General features: G+C 70.4%; 24 protein-coding genes. 3 read left to right on the top strand and 21 right to left on the bottom strand.

The genetic code is table 11. The features are described 5' to 3' along the window. Position 1: 1 nt before the first annotated feature. Positions 2-1375, bottom strand: coding sequence for a DEAD/DEAH box helicase (locus tag AB0N82_RS04540; protein WP_363388647.1), 1374 nt, complete (start codon positions 1373-1375; stop codon positions 2-4). An 81-nt stretch (positions 1376-1456) separates the two neighbouring features. Further along, positions 1457-1984, bottom strand: a complete 528-nt coding sequence (locus AB0N82_RS04535) for a MerR family transcriptional regulator (RefSeq protein ID WP_363388644.1) — start codon at positions 1982-1984, stop codon at positions 1457-1459. 6 nt (positions 1985-1990) lie between these two features. Here AB0N82_RS04535 and AB0N82_RS04530 point away from each other — a divergent pair, with 6 nt between their 5' ends. Together AB0N82_RS04530 and AB0N82_RS04525 are read left to right on the top strand one after the other, a co-directional pair. After that, a complete protein-coding gene (locus tag AB0N82_RS04530; RefSeq protein WP_363388641.1) occupies positions 1991-2869 on the top strand; it encodes an NAD(P)/FAD-dependent oxidoreductase in 879 nt (292 codons plus the stop codon). 42 nt (positions 2870-2911) lie between these two features. Then, a complete protein-coding gene (locus tag AB0N82_RS04525) occupies positions 2912-3991 on the top strand; it encodes a hypothetical protein (RefSeq protein ID WP_363388638.1) in 1080 nt (359 codons plus the stop codon). A 46-nt stretch (positions 3992-4037) separates the two neighbouring features. Here AB0N82_RS04525 and AB0N82_RS04520 read toward each other — a convergent pair whose 3' ends face one another. Together AB0N82_RS04520 and AB0N82_RS04515 are read right to left on the bottom strand one after the other, a co-directional pair. Then, the gene (locus tag AB0N82_RS04520) at positions 4038-6023 is read right to left on the bottom strand and encodes a cytochrome c oxidase assembly protein (protein WP_363388635.1); all 1986 of its coding nucleotides are present in this window, start codon (positions 6021-6023) and stop codon (positions 4038-4040) included. 77 nt (positions 6024-6100) lie between these two features. Next, positions 6101-6388: an HU family DNA-binding protein gene (locus tag AB0N82_RS04515; RefSeq protein WP_013584778.1), complete on the bottom strand. Its 288-nt coding sequence runs from the start codon at positions 6386-6388 to the stop codon at positions 6101-6103. Between the two features lie 432 nt (positions 6389-6820). Here AB0N82_RS04515 and AB0N82_RS04510 point away from each other — a divergent pair, with 432 nt between their 5' ends. Next, positions 6821-8272, top strand: coding sequence for a hypothetical protein (locus AB0N82_RS04510; protein WP_363388632.1), 1452 nt, complete (start codon positions 6821-6823; stop codon positions 8270-8272). A gap of 58 nt (positions 8273-8330) precedes the next feature. On the opposite strand, the gene rpsN is transcribed toward AB0N82_RS04510, so the two are convergent. The 17 genes from rpsN to AB0N82_RS04425 all read right to left on the bottom strand — a co-directional run bounded on the left by rpsN (position 8331) and on the right by AB0N82_RS04425 (position 22448). After that, positions 8331-8636 carry a 30S ribosomal protein S14 gene (gene rpsN / locus AB0N82_RS04505; RefSeq protein ID WP_022878196.1) on the bottom strand — a complete coding sequence of 102 codons (306 nt, stop codon included), beginning with the start codon at positions 8634-8636 and terminating at the stop codon, positions 8331-8333. 4 nt (positions 8637-8640) lie between these two features. Next, positions 8641-8811: a 50S ribosomal protein L33 gene (gene rpmG, locus AB0N82_RS04500; RefSeq protein WP_013584775.1), complete on the bottom strand. Its 171-nt coding sequence runs from the start codon at positions 8809-8811 to the stop codon at positions 8641-8643. Further along, positions 8811-9047 carry a 50S ribosomal protein L28 gene (rpmB, locus tag AB0N82_RS04495; protein ID WP_055832508.1) on the bottom strand — a complete coding sequence of 79 codons (237 nt, stop codon included), beginning with the start codon at positions 9045-9047 and terminating at the stop codon, positions 8811-8813. The genes rpmG and rpmB overlap by 1 nt, the downstream gene beginning before the upstream one ends. Positions 9048-9359: 312 nt before the next feature. Next, entirely contained in the window at positions 9360-10037 is a 678-nt protein-coding gene (locus tag AB0N82_RS04490) for a DNA-3-methyladenine glycosylase (RefSeq protein ID WP_363389424.1), read from the bottom strand. Beyond that, positions 10037-11461 carry a hypothetical protein gene (locus tag AB0N82_RS04485; protein ID WP_363388629.1) on the bottom strand — a complete coding sequence of 475 codons (1425 nt, stop codon included), beginning with the start codon at positions 11459-11461 and terminating at the stop codon, positions 10037-10039. The genes AB0N82_RS04490 and AB0N82_RS04485 overlap by 1 nt, the downstream gene beginning before the upstream one ends. Then, positions 11451-12308 (bottom strand): DUF1980 domain-containing protein, encoded by an 858-nt coding sequence (locus tag AB0N82_RS04480; RefSeq protein WP_315994230.1) that lies wholly within the window; start codon positions 12306-12308, stop codon positions 11451-11453. Before AB0N82_RS04480 ends, AB0N82_RS04485 begins: the two co-directional genes overlap by 11 nt. Further along, a complete protein-coding gene (locus tag AB0N82_RS04475; RefSeq protein WP_315994229.1) occupies positions 12301-13350 on the bottom strand; it encodes a permease in 1050 nt (349 codons plus the stop codon). Before AB0N82_RS04475 ends, AB0N82_RS04480 begins: the two co-directional genes overlap by 8 nt. After that, entirely contained in the window at positions 13331-13744 is a 414-nt protein-coding gene (locus tag AB0N82_RS04470; protein WP_076673009.1) for a transcriptional repressor, read from the bottom strand. The genes AB0N82_RS04475 and AB0N82_RS04470 overlap by 20 nt, the downstream gene beginning before the upstream one ends. Before the next feature lie 41 nt (positions 13745-13785). Continuing rightward, positions 13786-14646 carry a metal ABC transporter permease gene (locus AB0N82_RS04465; RefSeq protein WP_363388624.1) on the bottom strand — a complete coding sequence of 287 codons (861 nt, stop codon included), beginning with the start codon at positions 14644-14646 and terminating at the stop codon, positions 13786-13788. Continuing rightward, a complete protein-coding gene (locus AB0N82_RS04460) occupies positions 14643-15458 on the bottom strand; it encodes a metal ABC transporter ATP-binding protein (protein WP_315994227.1) in 816 nt (271 codons plus the stop codon). The genes AB0N82_RS04465 and AB0N82_RS04460 overlap by 4 nt, the downstream gene beginning before the upstream one ends. Beyond that, positions 15455-15625, bottom strand: coding sequence for a hypothetical protein (locus tag AB0N82_RS04455; RefSeq protein WP_363388620.1), 171 nt, complete (start codon positions 15623-15625; stop codon positions 15455-15457). The genes AB0N82_RS04460 and AB0N82_RS04455 overlap by 4 nt, the downstream gene beginning before the upstream one ends. A gap of 23 nt (positions 15626-15648) precedes the next feature. Further along, positions 15649-16455, bottom strand: coding sequence for a zinc ABC transporter substrate-binding protein (locus AB0N82_RS04450; protein ID WP_363388617.1), 807 nt, complete (start codon positions 16453-16455; stop codon positions 15649-15651). Positions 16456-16740: 285 nt separating this feature from the next. Continuing rightward, on the bottom strand, positions 16741-17154 hold the full coding sequence (locus AB0N82_RS04445; protein WP_363388614.1) for a hypothetical protein: 414 nt from the start codon (positions 17152-17154) through the stop codon (positions 16741-16743). A gap of 160 nt (positions 17155-17314) precedes the next feature. Next, a complete protein-coding gene (locus tag AB0N82_RS04440; RefSeq protein WP_315994224.1) occupies positions 17315-17974 on the bottom strand; it encodes a methionine ABC transporter permease in 660 nt (219 codons plus the stop codon). Then, positions 17971-18996, bottom strand: coding sequence for a methionine ABC transporter ATP-binding protein (locus AB0N82_RS04435; RefSeq protein ID WP_363388611.1), 1026 nt, complete (start codon positions 18994-18996; stop codon positions 17971-17973). Before AB0N82_RS04435 ends, AB0N82_RS04440 begins: the two co-directional genes overlap by 4 nt. Beyond that, the gene (locus tag AB0N82_RS04430; protein ID WP_363388607.1) at positions 18993-19895 is read right to left on the bottom strand and encodes a MetQ/NlpA family ABC transporter substrate-binding protein; all 903 of its coding nucleotides are present in this window, start codon (positions 19893-19895) and stop codon (positions 18993-18995) included. Before AB0N82_RS04430 ends, AB0N82_RS04435 begins: the two co-directional genes overlap by 4 nt. A gap of 177 nt (positions 19896-20072) precedes the next feature. Further along, on the bottom strand, positions 20073-22448 hold the full coding sequence (locus tag AB0N82_RS04425) for a carbohydrate binding domain-containing protein (RefSeq protein WP_363388602.1): 2376 nt from the start codon (positions 22446-22448) through the stop codon (positions 20073-20075). Positions 22449-22541: the final 93 nt, after the last annotated feature.

The raw sequence follows: 22541 nt of genomic DNA, 5'->3' as shown, positions 1-22541 counted from the left end.
CTCACGCCTTCGCCGCCTCCTGGCGCGACAACCACGCCTGCTTCATGAACCGACGGACGTCTTCGTCGACGCGGATGTCGCTCGGGCGCAGCGACCGCGACAGGTAGAGCCCGTCGAGCGAGGTGAGGCGGCTGAGGGCGACGTAGGTCTGCCCGGGAGCGAACGCGCCGGCGCCCAGATCGACGACGGCCCGGTCGTACGTCTTGCCCTGGGACTTGTGGATGGTCACGGCCCAGGCGAGACGCAGCGGGAACTGCGTGAACTCCGCGACGATCTCCCGCGAGAGGTTCTTGGTGCCCGGGTCGTACGCATAGCGGTACCTCTCCCAGACCGCGGGCTCGACGTCGTGCTCGACGCCGTCGACCTCGACGCGCACACTGTCGCCCGCGATGCGGGTCACGGTGCCGATCGTGCCGTTGACCCACCGGGGGGCCTCGCCGAACTGCGCACCGTCGTTGCGCAGGAACATCACCTGAGCCCCGACCTTGAGCGTGAGCTCCATCTCGGCGGGATAGTTCGCCTCGCCGCGGCCGAAGTCGCCCGAGATCTCGGCGTTCGCGGTCTGCGTGCGCCCGATGAGCTCGTCGAGGTGCTTGCGGTTGATGGTGTTGACGCGGTCGTTGCGGGTGGCGAGCGTGATGATCGGGTGCTCGCCGTCGGCCGGGTGCGGCGGCGTGCGGGCACCGGCGGTGTTCAGGATGCCGGCCATCTCGGCCGTCACGCGTCCGTAGCGCACGGCGTTGAGCAGCTGCTTGAACCCGGGGTCGGACTGCCGGTGGATCTCGACGAGCTCGTTGACGTGCAGGTCGGCACCGTGCCGGCCGATGTCGATCAGCCCGTCGGTGGCGGCCTCGCCGGACCAGACCTTGGCGTCGAAGAACCAGAACGAGCGGTAGTGGTCCTGGATGTAACGCGCCTCATCGCCCCGCGGCGGCACGGGCGCCAGCTGGTAGGGATCGCCGAACATGACGATCTGCGTGCCCCCGAACGGCTCCGATCGACGACCGCGAGCTTGCCGGAGCGAGCGGTCGATGGCATCCATCAGGTCGGCGTTGACCATCGAGATCTCATCGATGACGAGTGTGTCGATCGCGTTGAGGATCTTGCGGGTCGCGTCATTCTGGTCGATGTCGCCGTTCGCGATGAGACCGATCGGCAGGCGGAAGAGCGAGTGGATGGTCTGGCCCTCGACGTTCAGCGCCGCCACCCCGGTGGGCGCGCAGACCGCGATCTGCTTCTTGGTGTTCCACGCCAGGTGCTGCAGCAGCGTCGACTTGCCGGTGCCGGCGCGACCGGTGACGAAGACGTGCTCGCGGGTGTCCTCGATCAGCCGGAACAGCGCCTGCTGCTCGGCGGAGAGGGGCGGCGTGGTCACCGGTTCATGCTAGTTCGCGCCGCGCGCGGCGGCGGGCGCGGTGTGGAACGCGGCCGTCCCACCCCCGCGCGTCCGCCGCGTTCACGCCGGAGCGGATCCGGATGCCACGGCGACCGGGCCGCCCGCGGGCCCGGCGTCGCCGACCGGGCCGCCCGCGGGCTCGGTGCGGCCGACGGGCCCGCCCATCGGCTCCGTTCGGCCGAGGAGCCAGCGCGCCTGTCCCGACAGCACGTCGCCGACGTGACTGCGGAACCGGGGGCACTGCGTGATGTCGTGCGAACGGCACCGCAGAGCGTGCTCGGTCATCGCGCGCGCCTGGGCGATGTCGGCGGCGCGACGGTCGAGCTCGGCGATGTGCTCCTCGAGCACCCGGTGCCGGTCGGGCGCTCCCTCGTCGAGCAGCACCCGGATCTGCTCGAGCGAGAGCCCCGCCGCCTTGTTGCGCAGGATCACGGCGATGCGCACGATGTCGTCCTCGTCGAAGCGGCGCCGTCCCGCTGCGTCGCGCGCGGGTTCGAGCAGGCGCTCGTCCTCCCAGTGGCGGAGCACGTGGGTGTCGAGCCCGAACCGCGCCGCCGTGTCACCGATGGATTCGCCACTTGACTTCATGTCGACATGAAGTCACACGATGGATCCGAATGCAAGCGGAAGGAGCTCATCGTGTACGACGCGATCATCATCGGAGGCGGCCCCGCGGGACTGCAGGCGGCTCTGACCCTGGGGCGCATGCACCGCCGCACCCTGCTGCTGGACTCGGGCGAGTATCGCAACGCCACCGTGCGCCACGCCCACAACCTGCTCACCAACGACGGCCGCGACCCGGCCGAGCTCCGGCGCCTCGCCCGCGCCGAGATCGCCGCCTACGACACGGTCGAGACGAGGGATGCCGTGGCCACCGACGTCGCCTCGGTCGAGGGCGCCCTGCGGGTCGTCGTCGACGGCGAAGAGCACCGGACGCACGCCGTCATCGTCGCGACGGGGGTCGCCGACGAGCTCCCCGCGATCCCGGGACTCGCGGAGCACTGGGGCGACACCGTCGCCAGCTGCCCGTTCTGCCACGGCCACGAGTTCGCGGGGCGCCCGGTCGCCGTCGTGAACGGGTCCGACCACGCGTCGGCTCTCGCCCGCATGCTCGAGCCCGTGGCATCCGAGGTCCACGTCGTCGACCCCGCCGCCGTGCGCGAGGTCGTCGGACGACCCGGGGGCCTGCGGCTCGACCTGGACGACGGCTCTGCCCTCGAGGTCGCGGGGGCGTTCGTCGCCCCGACCTGGCGGCCGCGCGGTGATCTCCTCGAACGGATCGGCGTGCAGCGCCAGGACTCCGGCGCCGTCCGCACCGACCCGTTCGGCCGCACGAGCGTCGAGGGCGTGTACGCCGTGGGCGACATCGCGCAGCCCGACCATCTGCCCGGGCCCCTGTTCTCGCTGGCGGCGGCGATCGCCGGAGGGCAGCTCGCGGCGGTCGCCGTGGTGCAATCGCGGGTCGCACTGTAACGCGCGCGGCACCTGCCCAGGCGCGCTTCCTACACTGGAGGCGTGGACAACGCAGGCGGGGGCCCCGCGACGCCCAGGGGCGTCAGCGGCGCGCGCACGCGCCTGCGCCGTGAGATCCCCGCGATGATCCTGGTCGCCGTCCTCCTGATCGCCGCCCTCGGCGCGGGGGCCGCCTCGCTCTATCGGGAGTTCTACAGCCCACGCGCCTTCGTGCTGCACTACCTCGAGCTGCTGCAGGAGCACCGCACGGCCGAGGCGTTGGCCGTGCCGGGTGTCGCCGTGGACTCCGCCGAACTGGAGGCGCGCGGACTCCCGGCCACCGCATCCGAGGCGCTGCTGCGCCCCGAGGCCCTGACGACCGTGACGGATGCCACCGTCACCGACGAGACGGTCGATGGAGACCAGGCGCGGGTCACGGTGTCCTACACGACCGGCGGGTACTCCGGCACGACGACGTTCGCGATCGAGCACGACCCCGGCGAAGGCGTGCTCCCCCGCTGGCGGTTCGCCCGCAGTCCCCTGTCGGTCATGGAACTGAACGTCGGGGGGTCGATGCGCTTCTCGGTGAACGGCTTCGAGGTCGACAAGCGGCAGGTCTCCATCGACGGGGCGGATGCCGACCCGTCCGCCGACGTGCCCCTGCTGGTGTTCTCACCCGGTCTCTACTCCGTCGCCGTCGACACCGCGATCTCGGCGACCCCGGGGGTCGCCGTGCTCGCCGACGCGCCGCTCGTCGGCATCCCGGTCGAGGTGCAGGCCGAACCGACGGAGGAGTTCATCGGCGTCGTTCAGGACCGCGTCGAAGGATTCCTCACCGCCTGCGCCGAGCAGAAGGTGCTGCAGCCCACCGGGTGCCCCTTCGGTTTCACCGTGCGCAACCGCATCGACGGGGCGCCGACGTGGTCGATCGTCGAGCAGCCGGTCGTGACCGTGGTTCCCGACGGTGCCGGATGGCGGATCCCCTCGGCCAAGGCGGTCGCACACATCGACGTCGAAATCCGCTCGATCTTCGACGGCAGCGTCCGCACGGTGGAGGAGGACGTGCCGTTCCGCGTCGACGGTCAGATCACCGTGCTCCCCGACGGCACCGCGTCGATCCTCGTCGGCGGCTCCGCCGACTGAGGCGGACCGATTACCCTCCGCGCGGAGCCGACCCCGCGGGTGCGGATCAGTTGCCGCCGCGCGCGGCGACCCGCGCGTCGCGCTCCGCGAGGCGGGCGAGCTCTTCGTTGTAGGCGTCGAGTTCCAGGTCACCCACGCGATCGACGTGACGGTCGCGACGCCGCTGCTGGCGCTCGTCGCTGCGACTCCACTGGATGGCCACCGCGATCGCGAGGATCAGCGTCGGGATCTCCCCGACCGACCAGGCGACGCCGCCCCCGACGTACTGGTCCTGCAACGGGGTCGCTCCCCACGTGCGTCCCATCGCGCCGAACCACTCCGCGACCATGAGGCCGGAGTTCATCATGATGGCGATGCCGAAGAAAGCGTGCATGGCCATGACGGCGATGAGCACGAGCAGACGCATCGGGTAGGGCAGCCGGTAGGGGACGGGGTCGATGCCGATGAGGCTGAGCACGAAGAGGTACCCGACCACCAGGAAGTGCGCGACCATCCAGATGTGCCCGACGTGGTCGTAGAGCGACCAGCGGAAGAGGTCGGTGTAGTAGAACGCCCACAGCGACCCGATGAACAGGCCTGCCGCCACGTAGGGGTTGGTCAGCACCGTCGCGACCGGGTTGTGCACGGCCCACAGGATCCACTCGCGGCCGCCGCGGGTGCCGTCGTCGCGCTTGCGGATGGCGCGAGCCGCCAGCGAGACCGGCGCCCCGGCGACCAGCATGAGCGGGATCGCCATCGACAGCAGCATGTGCCCGATCATGTGCATGCTGAACAGGTAGTCCTGGTAGACGTTCACCGGTCCCGAGGTCACCCAGAACACCCCGAACATGCCCAGGCACCACAGCACCGTGCGGTAGATCGGCCACGAGTCGCCGCGCCGCAGGAGCCGCCAGACGCCGGCGAGGTAGAAGAACAACCCGCCCACCACGACGAGCGTCCACAGCAGGTCGACGTTGTACGCGGTGAACCAGCGCTCGAGGGTCAGGTCGGGCGGCAGCGGACTGCCAGTCAGCACCTCGGCGGGCGAGGTGCCGACCAGCGACGCCTCCCCGGGAGGAGGGGTGCGGGCCAGGGCGGCGGCGACGCCGCTGGCGACGCCCATGAACACCAGCTCGAGAGAGACGACGCCCCAGAAGCGCCGCGAACCGGGCTCGTCGGCCATGCGCGCGATGAGGCGACGGCGGTACCACGCGCCGAGCACGCCCATCGCGATCAGGGCACCCACCTTCACCAGCACGAGGACGCCGTACGCCGACCACAGGTTCTGCAGGCCCTGGAGACCGATCGAGGCGCGGACGGTGCCCGAGATCGCGACGACGATGAACGCGACGAGGGCGAGCGACGAATAGCGCAGCAGCGTCGTCTGCAGCTGCGGCCGCGTCATCGCGGGACGCAGCACGACGAGGAGCACGAGGCCGCCGAGCCAGACGGCGGCGGCGACGATGTGCAGCACGAGGGAGGTGACCGCCGCGTCGTGGCTCGTCTCGGCGCCGGTGTGGCCCTGCGTGCCCATGGGGATGAGCGACGCGAGCGCGGCGATCGCCACGAGCATCGTCGGGATCCAGGAACGCACGGCGAAGGTCAGCACCGTGAGCACCGCACCGGCGATGGTGGTGATGAGCCACGCCTGCCCCACGGGGCTCTCGACGAGGAAGCGCCCCAGCTGCTGGCCGAACACCGCATCGAGCGTGGGCTTGGCGTTCAGGACGTTGAGGAACGTCAGGTATCCGGTCGCGGCGGCCGCGACCGTGAACACCGCGGCGCCGATCGAGGCCGTGTCGAGGGCGATCTCGAAAGGACGCTCTCCGGCCTTGAGGGCGAACAGCGCGAGCACGAGCGAGCCGACCATGGTCGCGGCCGCGAGGTTGACGGCGACCGTGGCGATGGGGAGCCCCCACCGCACGACCGGACCGGGATCGGCGAGCTGGGGTGCCGCCGCTCCCCCGCCGTACGCGAGGCCGACGACGACGGCGATCAGCGAGACCACGATCAGGATGACGGGTCCCGCCACGCGCAGCAGTCGGGGATTCACCTTGCCAGCCTACGTCGCGCGGGGACGACGAAGGGGGGATGCCGCTGGCATCCCCCCTTCGATGGTTCGGTGTCGTCTTACTTGACGGCGGCCTTGAGCTTCGAGCCCGCGGTGACCTTGACGCGCTTGCCGGCGGGGATGGAGATCTCCTCGCCCGTCTGCGGGTTGCGGCCCGTGCGAGCCGACGTGGCGACCTGCTCGAAGGCGATCCAGCCGGGGATCGAGACCTTGCTGCCCTTGGCGACCGCCTCGGAGACGGTGGAGAAGAGGGAGTCGAGCACGCCCGACACGGCGGACTGGCTCTGCCCGGTCGCGCTGGCGATGCTCGCGACGAGCTCGGTCTTGGTGATGGACTTGTCGGCCATGTGGTTTGTCCTCCAGGCGACGACGGATGTCGCCTCTCGTTACGCGGACGAGGAGGAATCCTCCTCGGTGGTCGGGAGACCGCCTCGACAGTATCAACCGAACCGCGGAATTACGCGGATTCTGTCGGATTTCGCCCCGATCTGCGCGGCGTGTCGCCGTCGTTCGGCTCCCGACCGACGGCGGGAGGCCGGTCGACGACGTCGAGCGCAGCCGGTCGATGCCGCGGCCAGGCCGTCCCCGTCACGGACGAGGCGACCCCGCCGACCTTCTCGGGTGAACTGTAGTGCGAACGATCGGGCCCGCCCCGAGCGCTCACGAGTCACCCGGATTCGCTGTGGAACGTGCGAAGTACGATGTCAGCGACCCAATTCGCGGAAGCCACCGCGCGATCGGATGAAGATGTCGGGTGAGCTGAGCCCGGGGGTGTGGGGATGCCGAGCACGCAGACGTCCATCGACGCGCGCGCCGCACTGCGCGCCGCCGTGAACGCCACCGCGTTGCGCCTCGCACCGGGGCACGGTCTCCCCGATCCGCGCCACCTCTCCCTCCTGTCGGAGGTCGAAGCCCCGGCGTCTCCCCGCGTCTGGGCCGATTCGAGCGCTCGCGCGCTGTCGGCCATGTTCGCGGCCCGCGCCCGGCGCGACGCCCTCGGCGACGGCGCCGCCCTCGTCTGGCGCTACTTCGACGGCACCCGGCTGATCCGACCGGCCTCGCTGTCGATGGAGGCGCGCGCGGTCCTCCTGGCCGGCGCCGGCGAGTACCTGTGCGCCGTCGGGCTGCCGCAGGTCGCGGTGCGCTTCGGCCGTGAGGCTCAGCTCTTCGCCGACAGCGACGCGACGCGCTTCTACGCTCTCACGGTGACGGCGCTGGGGTTCGCCCTCAATGGGGAGTACACCTCCGCCGACCCCGTCATGGATGCCGCCTCCGCGCTGTTCCGAACAGGCGGATGGGCCGAGGAGGAGTCGTCGTACCTTCTGCTGCTCGCCGACTCGCTGGTGGCGGCCGCCCGCATGGACCATCTGCGGTTGCGCGGGGTGGCACGAGAGCTCGAGCGCGTGCACCCGACGGACCCGTACTCGCGATACTCGGCCCGGGCGATCGACGCGATGGGCCGGCTCATCCACGGCGAGCACGCCGCCGGTCTCGCCGCCTGCCAGCAGCTGCTGCACGGGAGCGAACGCAGCATGAGCCACCGCTTCATCCGCGACTTCCTGCTCTGCATCCGCTCCGACATCATGCTCGCGCAGGGGCAGTACGCCGAGTCGCTCGCCTCGCTCTCCACCGCGGAGAGCCCGGAGGGGCACGGTATCTGCTTCGCCATGCAGCGCGGCGGCGCACTGCTGCTTCTCGGCCGAGAGCGGGAGATGCTCGCGGAGACCGAAGCGTGCGCGGCCTCCGACTCCGACCACTGCCTGCGGACGCTGACACCGCTGTTGCTGCGGAGGGCCATCGCGTTCCATCGCCTCGGTGACGACCGCCGCGCCGCCCAGAGCATGGAATCGGCTCTCCTGCTCATCGCGCACACGGGGAATTCGATGACCCCGTTCATCATGCTCCCCCCGGAGGAATGCGCCGCGCTCGTCGACGCCGCGGTCTGCACGCACCCCGAACTCGCCGAGACCGCCGCGTACATCCGCACGGCCCTGGCCTCGGTCGGCGCCCCGGTCGAGGCGCCCCGGTTGGCGGACCACCTGCACGGCTTCACTCCCACCGAACGCGCGCTCGCGGAGCTGCTGCTGACGCCTGCCGGCCTCGCCGACATCGCCCGCACGCGCGGGGTGTCGTTGAACACGGTGAAGAGCCAGGTGCGGTCGATCTACGTCAAGCTCGGCGTGGGCGCGCGCAGCGCCGCCGTCGTCGAACTGCGGCGCATCCTGGCATGAGAACGACGAAGGGCGGGGCTCCTCTCGGAACCCCGCCCTTCGTTCGTGTGTCTGGTGCTTACCAGGACGACTTGGTCACGCCGGGCAGCTCGCCACGGTGCGCCATGTCACGGAAGCGGACGCGCGAGACGCCGAACTTCGTGAGGACACCGCGGGGGCGGCCGTCGATGACGTCGCGGCTGCGCACGCGCGCGGGCGACGCGTTGCGGGGCAGCTTCTGCAGACCCACGCGGGCGGCCTCGCGGGCCTCGTCGGTCGCGTTGGGGTCGACCAGGGTCTTCTTCAGCTCGGCGCGCTTCGCGGCGTAGCGCTCGACGACGACCTTGCGCTGCTCGTTGCGCGCGATCTTGCTCTTCTTAGCCATGTGCTTAGCGCTCCTCTCGGAAGTCGACGTGCTTGCGGACCACGGGGTCGTACTTCTTGAGCACGATGCGGTCGGGGTTGTTGCGGCGGTTCTTGCGCGTCACGTAGGTGTACCCCGTGCCGGCGGTCGAACGCAGCTTGATGATCGGACGAACGTCCTGAGCCTTCTTCGCCATTACAGCTTCACGCCCTTCGCCTGCAGGTCACGGACGACGGACTCGATGCCGCGAGCGTCGATGACCTTGATGCCCTTCGCCGAAACGTTGAGCTTGATGTTGCGACCCAGCGACGGAACGAAGTAGGTCTTCTTCTGCACGTTCGGGTCGAAGCGGCGCTTCGTCCGGCGGTGCGAGTGCGAGATGTTGTGACCGAAGCCGGGAACCGCTCCAGTCACCTGGCACACTGCTGCCATGGTGATGTCTCCTTCTGTACCGTGACACCGGACGGTGCCACCCAAGATCCCTTGTCTGCACCCCGTCTGAACACGACGGAAGGCCGGGATCAGAAGGAGGGATGCGAACTGCGTGCTGGAGTGCGCGCAGACAAGGGGTCAGTCTAGCACGGCGTGTCGCCTTGACCTGATCCGGTCATCGAAGCGGGGCCGTGGCTCGACAGGCTCAGCCACCTCACCGGGTCCCTGAGCCCGTCTCAGCGACCGGACCCCCTGCCCGCCCCACCCAGGTCCCTGAGCCCGCCGAAGGGACCGGACAGGGCGCCGGCTCTCTCAGCCCCCTCCGGCGGCGGCCTCGGCGGCTCCCCGTCCCCAGCGGAAGGCCGAGACGGTGGCATCCCCCTCGATCCAGAAGCGCCAGGGGAACGCGGCGGTACCGGCGATGCCGGCCACGCCCACGCGCGGTCCGGTCGCCACGGCCACCGGCGGGGTCTCGGGCAGGTACAGACGCGCCCGCGCCCCGGCGCGCTCCTGCCCCGTGACCGCGTCGATGCCGTCGTGGAGGGGATGCCGGAGCCCCACGGCGTCGCCGAGACGACCGGGACCCCGCGCGAGGTCGCGGGGCGTGCGCACCGCGCCCCGACGTTCGAGACGGCGCCGCTCGGCGATGTCCGCACCCTCGACGATCTCGCCGCCGCGCAGCAGCACTCCACCGGCCACACCGTCGGGCCCGCACACCACGTTGACGCAGGAATGGATGCCGTGACTGAGGTAGACGTAGAGATGACCGGGCTCTCCCCACATGGTGGCGTTGCGCGGCGTGGGCCCCATCCGCGCGTGGGACCCCGGATCGGGACGGTCGCCCGTTCCCCGTCCGTGATAAGCCTCGACCTCGGTGAGACGCACGACGACCCGCTCCCCCGCGACGACGGTCTCCAGCCGTGCGTCGAGCAGCCGCGGAGCGACCTCGGCCGGCAGGGCGGTGAGATCGGCGCGGGTCGCCGCACGCATCACTGCGGCGGGACCTGGCACCACGACAACTCGAAGCCCTGCAGGGCCACGACCTCCTGGCCGGTGTCGACCTCGACGAGGTGCGTGAGAAGACGCTGCGGGAGCGGCAGCTGGTAGCGGTCGAAGGGGTTGTCGACCGCCCGGGGGGCGATGAGCACGGCGGCATAGCGCCCGCTCGGCGAGACGCAGGTCTGCAGCACGGTGTCGGTGCCCGGCACGTCCAGCAGCTGCCGCACGGCGCCGTCGGTGTCGACGTGCGCCACGATGGTCGACCGCGAGACGCCGTCGGAGCTGATGTCGGCGAAGGAGCGGATGGTCCCCGCGCCGGCACCCGGCACGGGGGTGGCCCGACCCGCGAGACCCGGCGGGTCGACGGGGTCGACGAGCCCCTGCTCGGAGCCGTCGGTGAGGTTGATCTCGCGGATGCCCTCGAGCCGCTCGACGACCGCCACCGACGATCCGCGCGCGATGCCGTCGATCGACACGGCGCTGCCGAGAGGGGCCGCGTTCCCACCCTGGGCGTCGGTGAGCAGGAGGCGCGAGTCGAAGGTGAGCACGAGCATGCTGTCGGTGTCGGGGACGAACCGGTAGTCGGCGATGCGCACGTCGCCGCCGTTCAGCCCCACCTCGGTGGGCGGGGAGTCCTCGGCGGCCGACGCCGTGAACAGGCGGCTCTCGCGTCCTCCCGCCGCACTCAAGTCGGCATCCGAGAAGGTGAAGCCGATGCGCTCGCCCCGGTCGGCCGACTGCAGGTTCGTGACGAAGCCCGGCCCCGGCAGGGCGATGTCGCGCTCGTTCTTCCCGTCGGGATCGGTCACGATCACCCGGGCGGTGTCACCGTCGCGCACCGAGATCACGAGATGGTTGGCGGTGGCGCGGAAGTCCTCGATGTGCGGGTGGACGAAGACGGGGAGCCCGGCCTCGCCCTCCAGGTCGGTGCGGAAGATCGTGTCGCCCTCGGGAGTGCCGCGCTGCATCAGGTAGGCCTGCAGCGGCGGCGTGCGGAAGGTCTCGGTGAGGGTCGAGGCGGGCCCGGCTCCCAGTCCGTTCACCCCGTTGACGGTGATGCGGTAATCGGTGTCGTCGCGCAACGGGAGCGTGAAGCGCACACCCACGCTGCGCCCCGAGGTGTCGACGGTGAAGGGCGTCGCCGGCTCGACCTCGACCTGCGAGGGGTCGACCGTCTCGAGCGACTGGGTCGTGGTGAGGATGACGCGCGACCCCGAGGCAGCCACCGCAGCGGCCGGGTCCACCTGCACGTCGGTGACGCGCGGCCCCTGCGCCACGGCGAAGATCCCGCCCACCCCGCCGACCACGACCAGGCCCACCAGCACCGCCGCGAAGGCGACCGCGAACCTGCGGCCCCGGCGCGTGCGGGCACGCGAACGTCGGGACTCCCCCGCCCGCCGGGCGTCAGTACTCATACGGGTCCGCCGGCTCGTCGATCGCGGCGACCTCGTCGGCGTGCACCTCGAGCGTGCCGTCGCCGCTCGAGCGGACGGTGCCCGTGACCGTGACCCACTGCCCGGTCGAGGGCGCGTCGACCGCCGCGGCGATCGGCAGGCGGGCGGTCTGCGCGTCGATCACGCAGTGCGTGATGACCAGGCGCGTGAGGTCGAAGGTGGCGCCGTCGCCGCCCGGGGTGATGAAGCCGGTGAGGGTGACCGGCTTTCCGTCGAAGGTCTCCGGGTTCGTCGCGTGTGCGAAGACCGCCGACCAGTCGCCGATGCCGAATTTCGACGTGTCCCCCGAGGCGGCGAGGGTCACGACGTCGGAACCGGCGAACAGCGGAGGGGCCCCCACGTCGCGCGAGACGGCGAGCTCGGCCGACAGAGACGCGGCCGGGGTCAGCAGCACGGCGATCACCGCGCCCGAGGCGAGGACGCCTCCCGTGAACGCGGCGATCCCGCTCGGGGTCAGGCGGGGGCGCGCGGCGAGGTGGTCGTGCGCGGCGTGGTCGTGATCGTCCAGGGCGTCGCTGTGCTCGTGGTCGGCGTGCGCGAAGGCCTCGCGGCGCGCGGAGGCGGCCGCCGGCGCGTGCCCGTGCTCGTGGTCGTGGCCGTGGTCGGCTTCGGCGCCGAGCGGCAGCGCGAACGAGGCGATCGCGCCGACGAGGGCCACGATCGACATCCCGACGGCGAACCAGGCCGAATCCGGATTGATGTACAGCGACATGCGGCCGGTGACCCAGAGCGTGATGGTGGTGACCGACAGGCACGCGGTCAGGCCCACGCCGAGCCAGCGGGTCGCGAGAGCGCCGGTTCTAGACAAGGAGGTTCACCACCGTTCCGAGCGCGAAGGCGAAGAGCACGACGACCACCGTCATCCCCGCCAGGACGCGGGTGGTGAAGGTCGTGCGCAGCAGCGCCATCATCTTCAGGTCGATGATCGGGCCGACCACGAGGAAGGCCACGATCGACCCCGGGGTGAACGTCGAGGCGAACGAGAGCGCGAAGAACGCGTCGACGTTCGAGCACAGCGACACGACGAGGGCGAGCACCATCATCGCGGCGATCGACAGGGCGGGGTCGGAGCCGATGGCCAGCAGCGCGCTCCGCGGCACGAGCACCTGCACCGCCCCGGCGAGGAGCGACCCGATGATGAGCGCCGGCATGACCGACCGCAGCTCGACGACGAACTGGGCGAGCGTGCGACGTCCGCGATCGCCGCGCTCCTGCACGACGATCTCGCACGTTTCGAGGAACCGCTCCGTGAGCAGCTTGTCGGGATCCGGATGCCGGCTGTACAGCCACCCGATGAGGTTGGCGACGAGGTATCCGCCGATGAGGCGCGCGACGAGGATGCCGTCGCTGAAGCCGAACGCGGCGTGCGTGGAGATGATCACGATCGGGTTCACGATCGGCGCCGCCACGAGGAAGGTGAGGGTGTCACTCACCCCGAAGCCGCGCATGAGCAGTCCGCGGGCGAAGGGCACGTTGCCGCACTCGCACACGGGGATGAACATGCCCAGCAGCGACAGCACCGCCCGGCGCGCCCACGGCGCGCGCGGCATCCATCTCTCGATCGCCCCCGGCGGCACCCAGACCTGGACGATGATCGAGAGCACCACGCCCAGGATGACGAACGGCAGCGACTCGATGAGCACGCTCAGCGCGAGGGTCAGGCCGTCCTGCGCGCGGGTGGGCAGGGGCTGCGAGAAGAAGGTGGGCGCGAGCGCGTCGACGAGGAACAGCGCGGTGACCACGACGACACCCAGGCCGAGCGCGACGAGGGTGCGGGAGCCGCCCGAGCGGGGGGCGGCGGAGCGCCGACGGGTCGACGGCGCGGTGCGACTACTCGTCGCCACGCTCACGAGCCCGGGCGCGGGCGCAGTCGGTGCAGATGCCGAAGATGTCGACGACGTGCTCGGCCTCGCTGAAGCCGTGCTGGGCGGCCGTGCGCTGGGCCCACTCCTCGACGTCGGTCGCCGCGATCTCGACGGCCTTGCCGCACGATCGGCAGATGAGGTGATGGTGGTGACCGCGGGTCTCGCACGCGCGGAACAGGTTCTCGCCGTCGGGACTCTGCAGCGAGTCCGCGTCGCCCCGGGCGGCGAGGCCGGCGAGGGTGCGGTAGACGGTGGCCAGTCCGATGCCGGTGTTCTCGTCGCGCAGGGTCGCGTGCAGCGACTGCGCGCTGACGAAGCCGCCGGCTCCGGAGAGGGCTTCGCGCACGCGCTCGCGCTGCCACGTGTTGCGCTGGACCATGCCGGCGAGTCTAGCGAGGGGTTCGGTGAATCGGCTGGGTGCTACAGCGCACGGGTTGTGCGATCGCGGCGCGCGCCGATCACGCGGCACACGAGGTAGATCGCGAACGAGATGGTGGTGATGTACGGGCTCACCGGCAAGGTGCCCGCGACCGCGAGCAGCACCCCGCCCACCGCCGAGACGAATCCGAACAGCGCCGCGAGCACCGGCACCGACAGGGGCCCGGATGCCACCCGCATGGCGGCCGCGGCCGGGGTGACCAGCAGCGCCATCACGAGCAGGGCGCCGATGATGTGCACCGCGACGGCGACGATCAACCCGAGCAGCAGCATGAATCCCAGCGACACGGCGGTCGTGGGGACGCCGCGGGCGGCGGCCGATTGCGGGTCGAGCGAGTCGAAGCGCAGCGGGCGCCAGATCAGCAGCAGCGCGACCAGCACCGCGACGCCGATGACGACCAGCCACCCGAGCTGTCCGCTCTGCACCGACACGATCTGGCCGGTCAGCAGGCTGAACCGCGTCGCGCTTCGCCCGTTGTAGAGCGACAGGCACAGGATGCCGACGCCCAGGCCGAACGGCATGAGCACGCCGATGATCGAGTTGCGGTCGCGCGCGCGGGCCCCGAGCAGGCCGATGAGCGCAGCAGCGATCAGGGAGCCGACGATCGACCCCGACACGACGTCGACGCCGATCAGCAGCGCCACCGCGGCGCCGGCGAAGGAGAGCTCGCTGATGCCGTGCACGGCGAAGGCCATGTCGCGCTGCATCACGAAGACGCCGATGAGTCCGCCCACGAGGCCCAGGACGGCACCGGCGTAGACGGAGTTCTGCACGAGCTCGAGGATCGCGCCGTACTGGCTCACCCCGCCGAACAGGGCGTCGCCGACGTCGGACCAGTTCATGCGTCGTCCTCGTCGTGGTGATGGTGGTGGGAGTCGTCGGCATCCGGAGCTCCGACGACGATGAGCTGGTCGCCCGCCCGCACCACGTAGACCGGGGCGCCGTAGAGCGCGCTCAGCGTCTCGGTCGTGAGCACCTCGTCGGGGGTGCCGAGCGTGAAGCGACCGTGGGCGATGTAGAGGATGCGGTCGACCCTCGACAGCACCGGATTGATGTCGTGGGTGACCAGGAGCACGGCGGCGTCGCGTTCGCGTCGGTGACGGTCGATGAGGCGGACGACGGCCTGCTGGTTGGCGAGGTCGAGACTCGTGAGCGGCTCATCGCACAGCAGCAGGGCGGGGTCGTCGGCGAGGGCCTGGCCCACGCGCAGCCGTTGCTGCTCGCCGCCGGAGAGCAGCCCGACCGGGCGGTCGGCGAACGCGGTCGCCCCGACGGCTTCGAGCAGCTCGTCGACGCGGGCACGGTCCTTCTTGCGCGACAGCGGCAGGCCGAGCCGGTGTCCGTCGACGCCGAGACCCACGATGTCGCGCCCGCGCAGCGGCGTCTCGCGCGGGAGCGGCCGCTGCTGGGGGATGTAGCCGATGCGACGGTTGCCGGCGCGGCGCACCGGCGCGCCCAGCGCCTCGATCGAGCCGGCGCTCAGCCGCTCGAGTCCGAGGATCGCGCGCAGCAGGGTGGTCTTGCCCGAGCCGCTGGGCCCGAGGACGGCGACGAGCTCGCCGGGCTCGACCTCGAGATCGAGCCCGGCCCAGAGCTCGCGTCCGCCCCTCTCGAGGGCGGCGCCGTGGATGCGCAGTGGGGCCGCTGCGCTCACGCGCCCAGCGCGTCGCTCAGCGCCGTGATGTTGCTCTGCATCCACGAGATGTAAGTCTGACCCTCCGGGAGCGTTTCCGTGAATTCGATCACCGGGATGTTCTTCGCCTTCGCCTCGTCCTCGACCTGCGTCGTCTCGGCGCCGCCGGTCTGCGGGTTGACGATCATCACGCGGACCTCACCCGAATCGATCAGCTGCAGCGATTCCAGGAGCGTCGCCGGGGGACGTCCTGGCCCTCCTCGACCGACTCGCTGAACTCGTTCGGGGTCGCGTTGTCGAGCCCCGCCGCCTCGATGAGGTAGACCGGCACCGGCTCGGTCACGAACACCTTCGCCCCGGCATCCTTCGCCTCGATCTGGGAGAGGGAGTCCTCGAGCCCGGCGATCTGCTGGGTGAACGCCTGGGCGTTGGCGGTGAAGTCGGCGACGTGGTCGGGCGCGAGCGTACCGAGCTCTTCCGCGATGGCCGCGGTGAGGTCTTCGATCGTGTGCGGGTCGTACCAGACGTGCTCGTTGAAGCCCTCGATGTGGTCGTGGCCGTCGCCCTCATCGTGCGCGTGGTCGTCGGCGCTCTCGCTCGGCGCCGGGGTCGCGCTGTCGTCGTGCCCGTCGGCGCCGGGGTAGTCGTGGTTGTACTCGACCGCCGTGAGCACGGGAGCCGAGGTGCCGCTGGCCTCGATGAGCGACTCCATGAAGGCGTCGTAGCCCGCACCGTTCTCGATCACGAGCCCCGCGTTCTTCAGCGTGAGCTGGTCTTGCGCACTCGCCTCGTACTCGTGGGGGTCCTGCGACGACGAGGTGATGATCGACTGCACGTCGACGAAGTCGCCGCCGACGGCCTCGGCGATCGAGCCGTAGACGTCGGTGGATGCCACGACGGTGACCTTGCCGCCGGAGTCGGCGGTCGAGCCGGTCGAGGTCGAGGTGCCGGCGCAACCGGCGAGGGCGAGCACGGACGCCGCGCCGAGGACGACGGGGGCGAGAAGACGACGGGTCATGAAGACACCGTATCGCTGCTGATAATCGTTCTCAAACTCAGGGGCCAGGCCATAGCGGCTTTTCAGGAACCGCGTCGGCGAGACCACGGCGGCGGTGCTCGAAGAGGGCCCGCTCGGCTTCCACCGAGAACCGCAGCCACGTCGCCTCACCCGCCGCGATCGGCGACGCGGCGCCCACCGCGGTCTCGGACCTGCGGGCCGAGGTGCAGACCGAAGCGCTGCGGGCCGAGGTGCTGCCGGCCGAGGCGGCGCGGGGCCGACGCGCACCGGGCCGGCCCGGGCGCCTCAGCGGCCGCGGGTCCTGCGCTCCCGCCAGGCCCGCCACGCCCCGGTCGACCACAGAGCCCAGATCACCAGCAGGGGCTGGAAGAGGAGTCGGATGCCGCGGGCCAGGTCGGTGTCGAGGCCGAAGGCATCGGTACCGCGGACGAACTGCTCGATGTTGCCCGGGAAGATCGCGACGAAGAAGGCTGCCACGATCCAGCCGACGGCGACGCGCCGACGGCGGAGGATCGCGAGGGCGAGTCCGAGCGCGATCTCGACGATCCCGGATGCCACGACCGTGACGTCGACCGGGAGCGGCAGCCAGGACGGCACCTGGGCGACTAACTCGTCGCGCGCGAACGTGAGGTGCGCGGTGCCGGCGAACACGAGTGCCGCACCGAGCAGCCAGCGGGCGAGGGTGCGGGTCAGGCTCATCTGTCGAGGGTAGGCGTGCCCGGGTTCGCCGTGCTCACCACCCGCCGCGGCCGCTCCCCCCTGTTGAGTGTCCGAGACATGCCGCGCACGGGGCGTACCACCGGCGTTTTCTGGACACTCGACAGGGTGAGGGGCTGTCGGGGCTTCGCTGGCGCCCGCGTCAGCGCCGCAGGATGCGCTGGGCCAGGGTGTTGCCGAGCAGCTGGCCGGCCTGCACGATCACGACGATGATCGCCACGGTCACCCAGGTCGCCTGCTGGTTGAACTGCTGATAGCCGTAGATGATCGCGAAGTTGCCGAGGCCGCCGCCGCCGATGTACCCCGCCATGGCCGACATGTCGACGACCGCGATGAACATGAAGGTGTACCCGAGGATGAGCGGGGCGAGCGCCTCGGGGATGACGACCCCAAACAGGACGCCGATCCGGCGCGCACCCACGGCGCGCGCCGCCTCGACGGTTCCGGGATCGACCGCGACGAGGTTCTGCTCGACGACGCGGGCGATCACGACGGTCGCCATGATCGTGATCGGGACGATCGCGGCATCCGTCCCCAGGGTCGTGCCCGTCACCGCGCGCGTGACCGGAGCCACCGCGGTGAGGAAGATGATGAACGGGATCGGACGGATGAGGTTGATCACGAGATTCGCGACGAAGAAGACGACGCGGTTCTCGAACAGGTTGCCCGGCCGCGTGGCGTACAGGAGCGCACCGATGACGAGTCCCGCGACGCCCGCGATGAGCAGCGACACCGCGACCATGTAGACGGTCTCGCCGATCGACTGCAGCAGCACCGGGGTGAGGGTGTCCCACTTGTTCATGCGGATACCTCCGCCGCGGGAAGGACGACGTCGGTGTGCGCGCGCAGCTCGGCGACGACGGGTGCGAGATCCTCGGCGTGCACGCGATAGGTGAGGGTGCCGAGCTGCTTGCCGAGCACGTCGGTGACCCCGCCGTAGACGACGGAATGACGCGCGCCGTGGCGGTGGAACACGGCCGAGACGTCCTCGCTCGAAAACTCGTTGACCTCGACGCTCACGAGCGCGCCGCCTCCCGCGGCGAGCGCGGACAGGGCCTCTCCGCTCGGCACGCCCTGCGTCACCGCGGCGACGAAGCGCTTGGTCAGGTCGGCGCGGGGGTGCGCGAAGACGCGGTAGGTGTCGCCGCTGTCGACGACGCGGCCGCCGTCCATCACGATGACCTGGTCGCACAACTCGTGGACGATCGAGATCTGATGCGTGATGACGACGATCGTGATGCCCAGGCGCCGGTTGATCTCGCGCAACAGATCGAGCACCTCGGCCGTGGTCTGCGGGTCGAGGGCGCTCGTGGCCTCGTCGGCGAGCAGGATCTGCGGGTTCGTCGCGATCGCGCGCGCGATGCCCACGCGCTGCTTCTGCCCGCCCGACAGGCGTCGCGGGTACTGCTTCGCCTTGTCGCCGATGCCCACGAAGTCGAGCAGCTCGGCCACGCGCTCGTCGCGGTCGGCCTTCTTCCAGCCGGCGACCTTGAGCGGGTAGGCGACGTTCGCCGCGACCGTGCGCGAGGTGAAGAGGTTGAACTGCTGGAAGATCATGCCCACGCGGCGCCGCAGGTCGCGCAGCTTCGCCTCGGTGGCATCCCCGACGTTCACGCCCAGCACCTCGACGGTGCCCGAGGTGGGCTTCTCGAGACCGTTCAGCAGACGCACGAGCGTCGACTTGCCCGCGCCGGAGTATCCGATGACCCCGACGATCGACCCCTCCTCCACGCTCACCGTGACGTCGTCGACGGCGTTCGTGGAGGAGCGGCGATCGGTGCGGAAACTCTTCGTGACGCCCCGCAGCTCGATGACCGAGGTCATCCCTTCTGTGCCTTGAGGGCGTCTTCGAGGCTGGTGAGCTCGTCCTGCAGCTGCGCGCCCGTCCACTCGGTCTTGAACTGCAGGTTGCCCTGGTTCAGCTCGGTGACCGCCGCCTCGACCTCGGGCGAGTGGTACGCGGCGACGAGCTTCTCCCAGCGCGGGTCGTCCTTCTTGTCGTCGCGGGTGACGAAGGCGTTGATGTAGGGCGCGAGCTGCGGGTTGTTCAGGTCTTCCTTGAAGATGATGAGCTCGTCGCCGAGCCCGCCCTTCTGCGCCTGCGTGTTGTTGACGATCGCGGCCTGCGCGCTGCCGTCCTTGAGCGCGGTGACGGTCTGGTTCGTGTCGACGGGCAGCAGTTCGACCTTGGAGGTGACGATGTCGGCCGGGGTCGAGAGGGCCGTCCCGCCGTCCTTCAGCGTGAGCAGCCCCGCCGTCTGCAGGTTGAGCAGACCGCGAGCGAGGTTCGTCGGGTTGTTCGGGATCGCGACCTTGGCGCCCTCGGGCAGGTCTTTCACGTCGGTGTACTGCTCCGAGTACAGAGCGAGCGGGTACACCGCGGTGGCGCCGACCGGCACGAGCGAGCCGTTGTTCTCGACGTTGAACTGCGAGAGGTAGATGAGGTGCTGGAAGAGGTTCACGTCGAGCTCGCCGTCCTGCACGCCCTGGTTGAGCTGCACGCCGTCGTTGATCGTGCGCACCTCGAGGTCGATGCCTTCGCCTGCGAGCTTCTGCTTCAGCACCGTCCAGTGCGCCTCGTTGCCGTCGTCGGCGCCCAGCACGATGCGGGAGGAGTCGTCGGAGGATGCCGCTCCCCCGGCGCACCCGGTGAGGGCGAGGAGGAGGGCTGCGGTGGAGGCGCCGAGGATCGTGGCCAGGCGCGGGCTGCGGTGCGAAGTCATGACACCACGTCAACATGCCCCCGCGCGAGGCTCAAACCGGACCGTTACGGCCCGTAACCGGTCGTCATACGGCGTCATCGATTCGACGGATGGCGCACTGGGTGGCATCCCGAAGTCCGGGAGAACATGGATCAGCCCCTCCGCCCGAGACGGGAGCGGAGGGGCTGATACAACCGATCACTGTGCGACGAGTACCGCCCCGTCGACCCAGGCCTGAGCCGTGCCGCTGTTCTTGTAGAAGTACAGCAGCGCCGACGTCGCCGACGATCCGGTGGTGAAGGTGACCGACGCCTGCTTCCAATGACTGGTGGTCACCGGCGTCGAGACCTCGGCGCCCCCGAAGTTCTTCGCACCGATGTAGACGGGTTCGCCTGCAGCCGACTTGGCGAATCCGCTGAACGTGTAGGTCGTGTTCGGGGTCAGCCCCGACACCACCTGGTACACACCCTTGCCCGCACCGGTGAAGGTCGCGGCGTAGCGACCGTCATAGACGTTCATCGACACCACGGATGCCGCTCCCTCGATCGACCACGAGCTCAGGTCGCCCGTCTCGAAGCCGGTGTTGGAGAGCCCGGCATTGGTGAGCTCCAGCTCCGCGAGCTGCAGACGGTAGACCTGCGACGTCCCCTCGGCGACCGGGAGGCCCTGCTTCGTCGCCGTGAGACGGACGTAGCGGTACGACGCCTTCCCGGTCGAGAACACCTGCGGTCCCGCGACCTTCTGTCCCGCCTTGTAGCCCGTCTTGGTCACCAGCGAGGTCCAGGTCGAGCCGTCGTTCGAGCCGGCGAGCGAGAAGTCGACGGGGAAGCTCGAGCCATCGGCATCCTGATCGTCGCGCGGCCAGAGGGTCGCCGTGTCGAAAGACTTGGCGCCGCCGAGGTCGAGCTGCACCCACTGCGTCGCCTGCGCCGTCGTCGTGGCATCCGAGGTGAAGCCCTGCGAGATCCCGCCCGTGTCGGAGGCGTTGTACGTGTGACGCCGACCGTCGACGAGCTTCGCTCCGCCCCAACCGCCACCGGTGTAGCTGCTCGAGCTGGTCACAGTGCTCGCCCGCGCCACGTTCGTCGACGAGGTCGGCGTGCTCAGCGAGACGGCACCCGCAGCCTGCGTCGAGGGGCTGAGGACGAACAGCGACACGGACTTCGCGGGCATGCTGACCTGCGAGGACCACGTGGATGCCGGCGCGGAGACCTTCACGCTGGACGGCCGCAGCAGCTCGTTGGGACCGGTCGTGCGGTTGCGGGTGCCGGCGGACCAGTCGGCGTAATAGTTGCCCGCCGTGGCGTTCACGTCGTAGCGGGTGACCGAAAAGTTCGACGACGCGAACGGCAGCGCGCTCGCCGACAGCGACACGGTGGAGGCGTCGGTGCCGTCGTTCCACGCGAGGAACGCGGTCGTCTTGCTGCCGGTGTCGCCCGTGGCGATCGCGCCGACCGATCGATCGGTCGGCGCTCCGGACGTGGTGGACGTCAGCACCGTGGACGGCATGAGGTCGACCATCTCGAAGACGTTGCCGACCGCCTTGCGGTGTCCTTCCACGGTCAGCAGGCCGAGGTCGGTGGAGAAGTCCGCGGTGGGGTTCCACCCCTCGACCGGGCTGAAGAAGAACACCCCGTTCAGGGTGGGCTCCAGCAGCGCCGAGGTCAGGCGACGGGCCGCGTAGGAGGCGAGGACGTTCGTGTCCGCGTCGCCACCGGGGGTGGAGCCGAACGCCGCCGTGGTGTGCCACTCGGTGACGTACTGCTTCTTCGCGGGGATCTTGCGCGACGACAGCATCCCCGCCACGGTCGCGGACTTCGAGAAGTCGTTGCCGCCGTAGTCGTGCCAGCTGACGAAGTCGAAGGCCACCGTCGGGTTGGCCGCGATGTAGTCGAGGAACGAGCCCATGATGGGCGCTTGGATGTTGTAGACCGCGGGCCCGCCGATCTGGGCCGTCGAATCGGCGCTCTTCACGGCGCTCGCCGACGCGGCGTAGAGGTCGTTGAACGCGGTGGCCCCCGACTTCCAGAAGTCGAAGTCGGGCTCGTTCCAGACTTCCCAATTGAGTCCGGTGTGCCCCAGATCGGCATAGTGCTTGACGGTGGTCGAGACCACCGTCGACCAGTCGGCGTAACTGGAGGGAGCGGTGAACTTGTCCTTCGCCAGCGCCCCGGGCATGTAACTGAGGGTGAACCACGGGACCATGCCCTGGTCGAACAGGGGCAGCACCACCGCGTCGAGCTTGGTGAAATCGAACGTCAGCGCTCCCGACGCGTTGCGGGAGACGAGCCCGTAGAAGTCGTCGTCGAAGATGTGGTCGATGCGTACCGAACGCACTCCGGTCGAGTTGACCTGACCGAGCGTCTCGGGAAGCAGGTGCAGGTTCTTCGTGACGGCATAGCCGCCCTGAGAGCCGTTGAGCAGCCGGGCGTCGTCGAGCTGCTGGCCCGCATCGGTGCCGTATGTGGCGGTGAACGTGACGGAACTGGCCGCCGCCGCGGGCGGCGCGGACGCCCCCGCCAGCACCAGGGCGCCGATCACGGCGCCGACGGCCGCGTTTCTTCTGATGGACACGTCGCATCTCCTCTTCATCGAGAATCCGGTGGCGAGCTCGCCGTTCCGGGGGGGGGGGGGACAGGTCGACCGTCGTCGCGGTCGACCTGCCCC

The sequence above is a fragment of the Microbacterium sp. NPDC089186 genome, from assembly GCF_040685115.1.
GTDB classification, from domain to species: Bacteria; Actinomycetota; Actinomycetes; order Actinomycetales; family Microbacteriaceae; genus Microbacterium; species Microbacterium galbum.
This window is presented reverse-complemented; position numbering and strand designations above follow the sequence as displayed.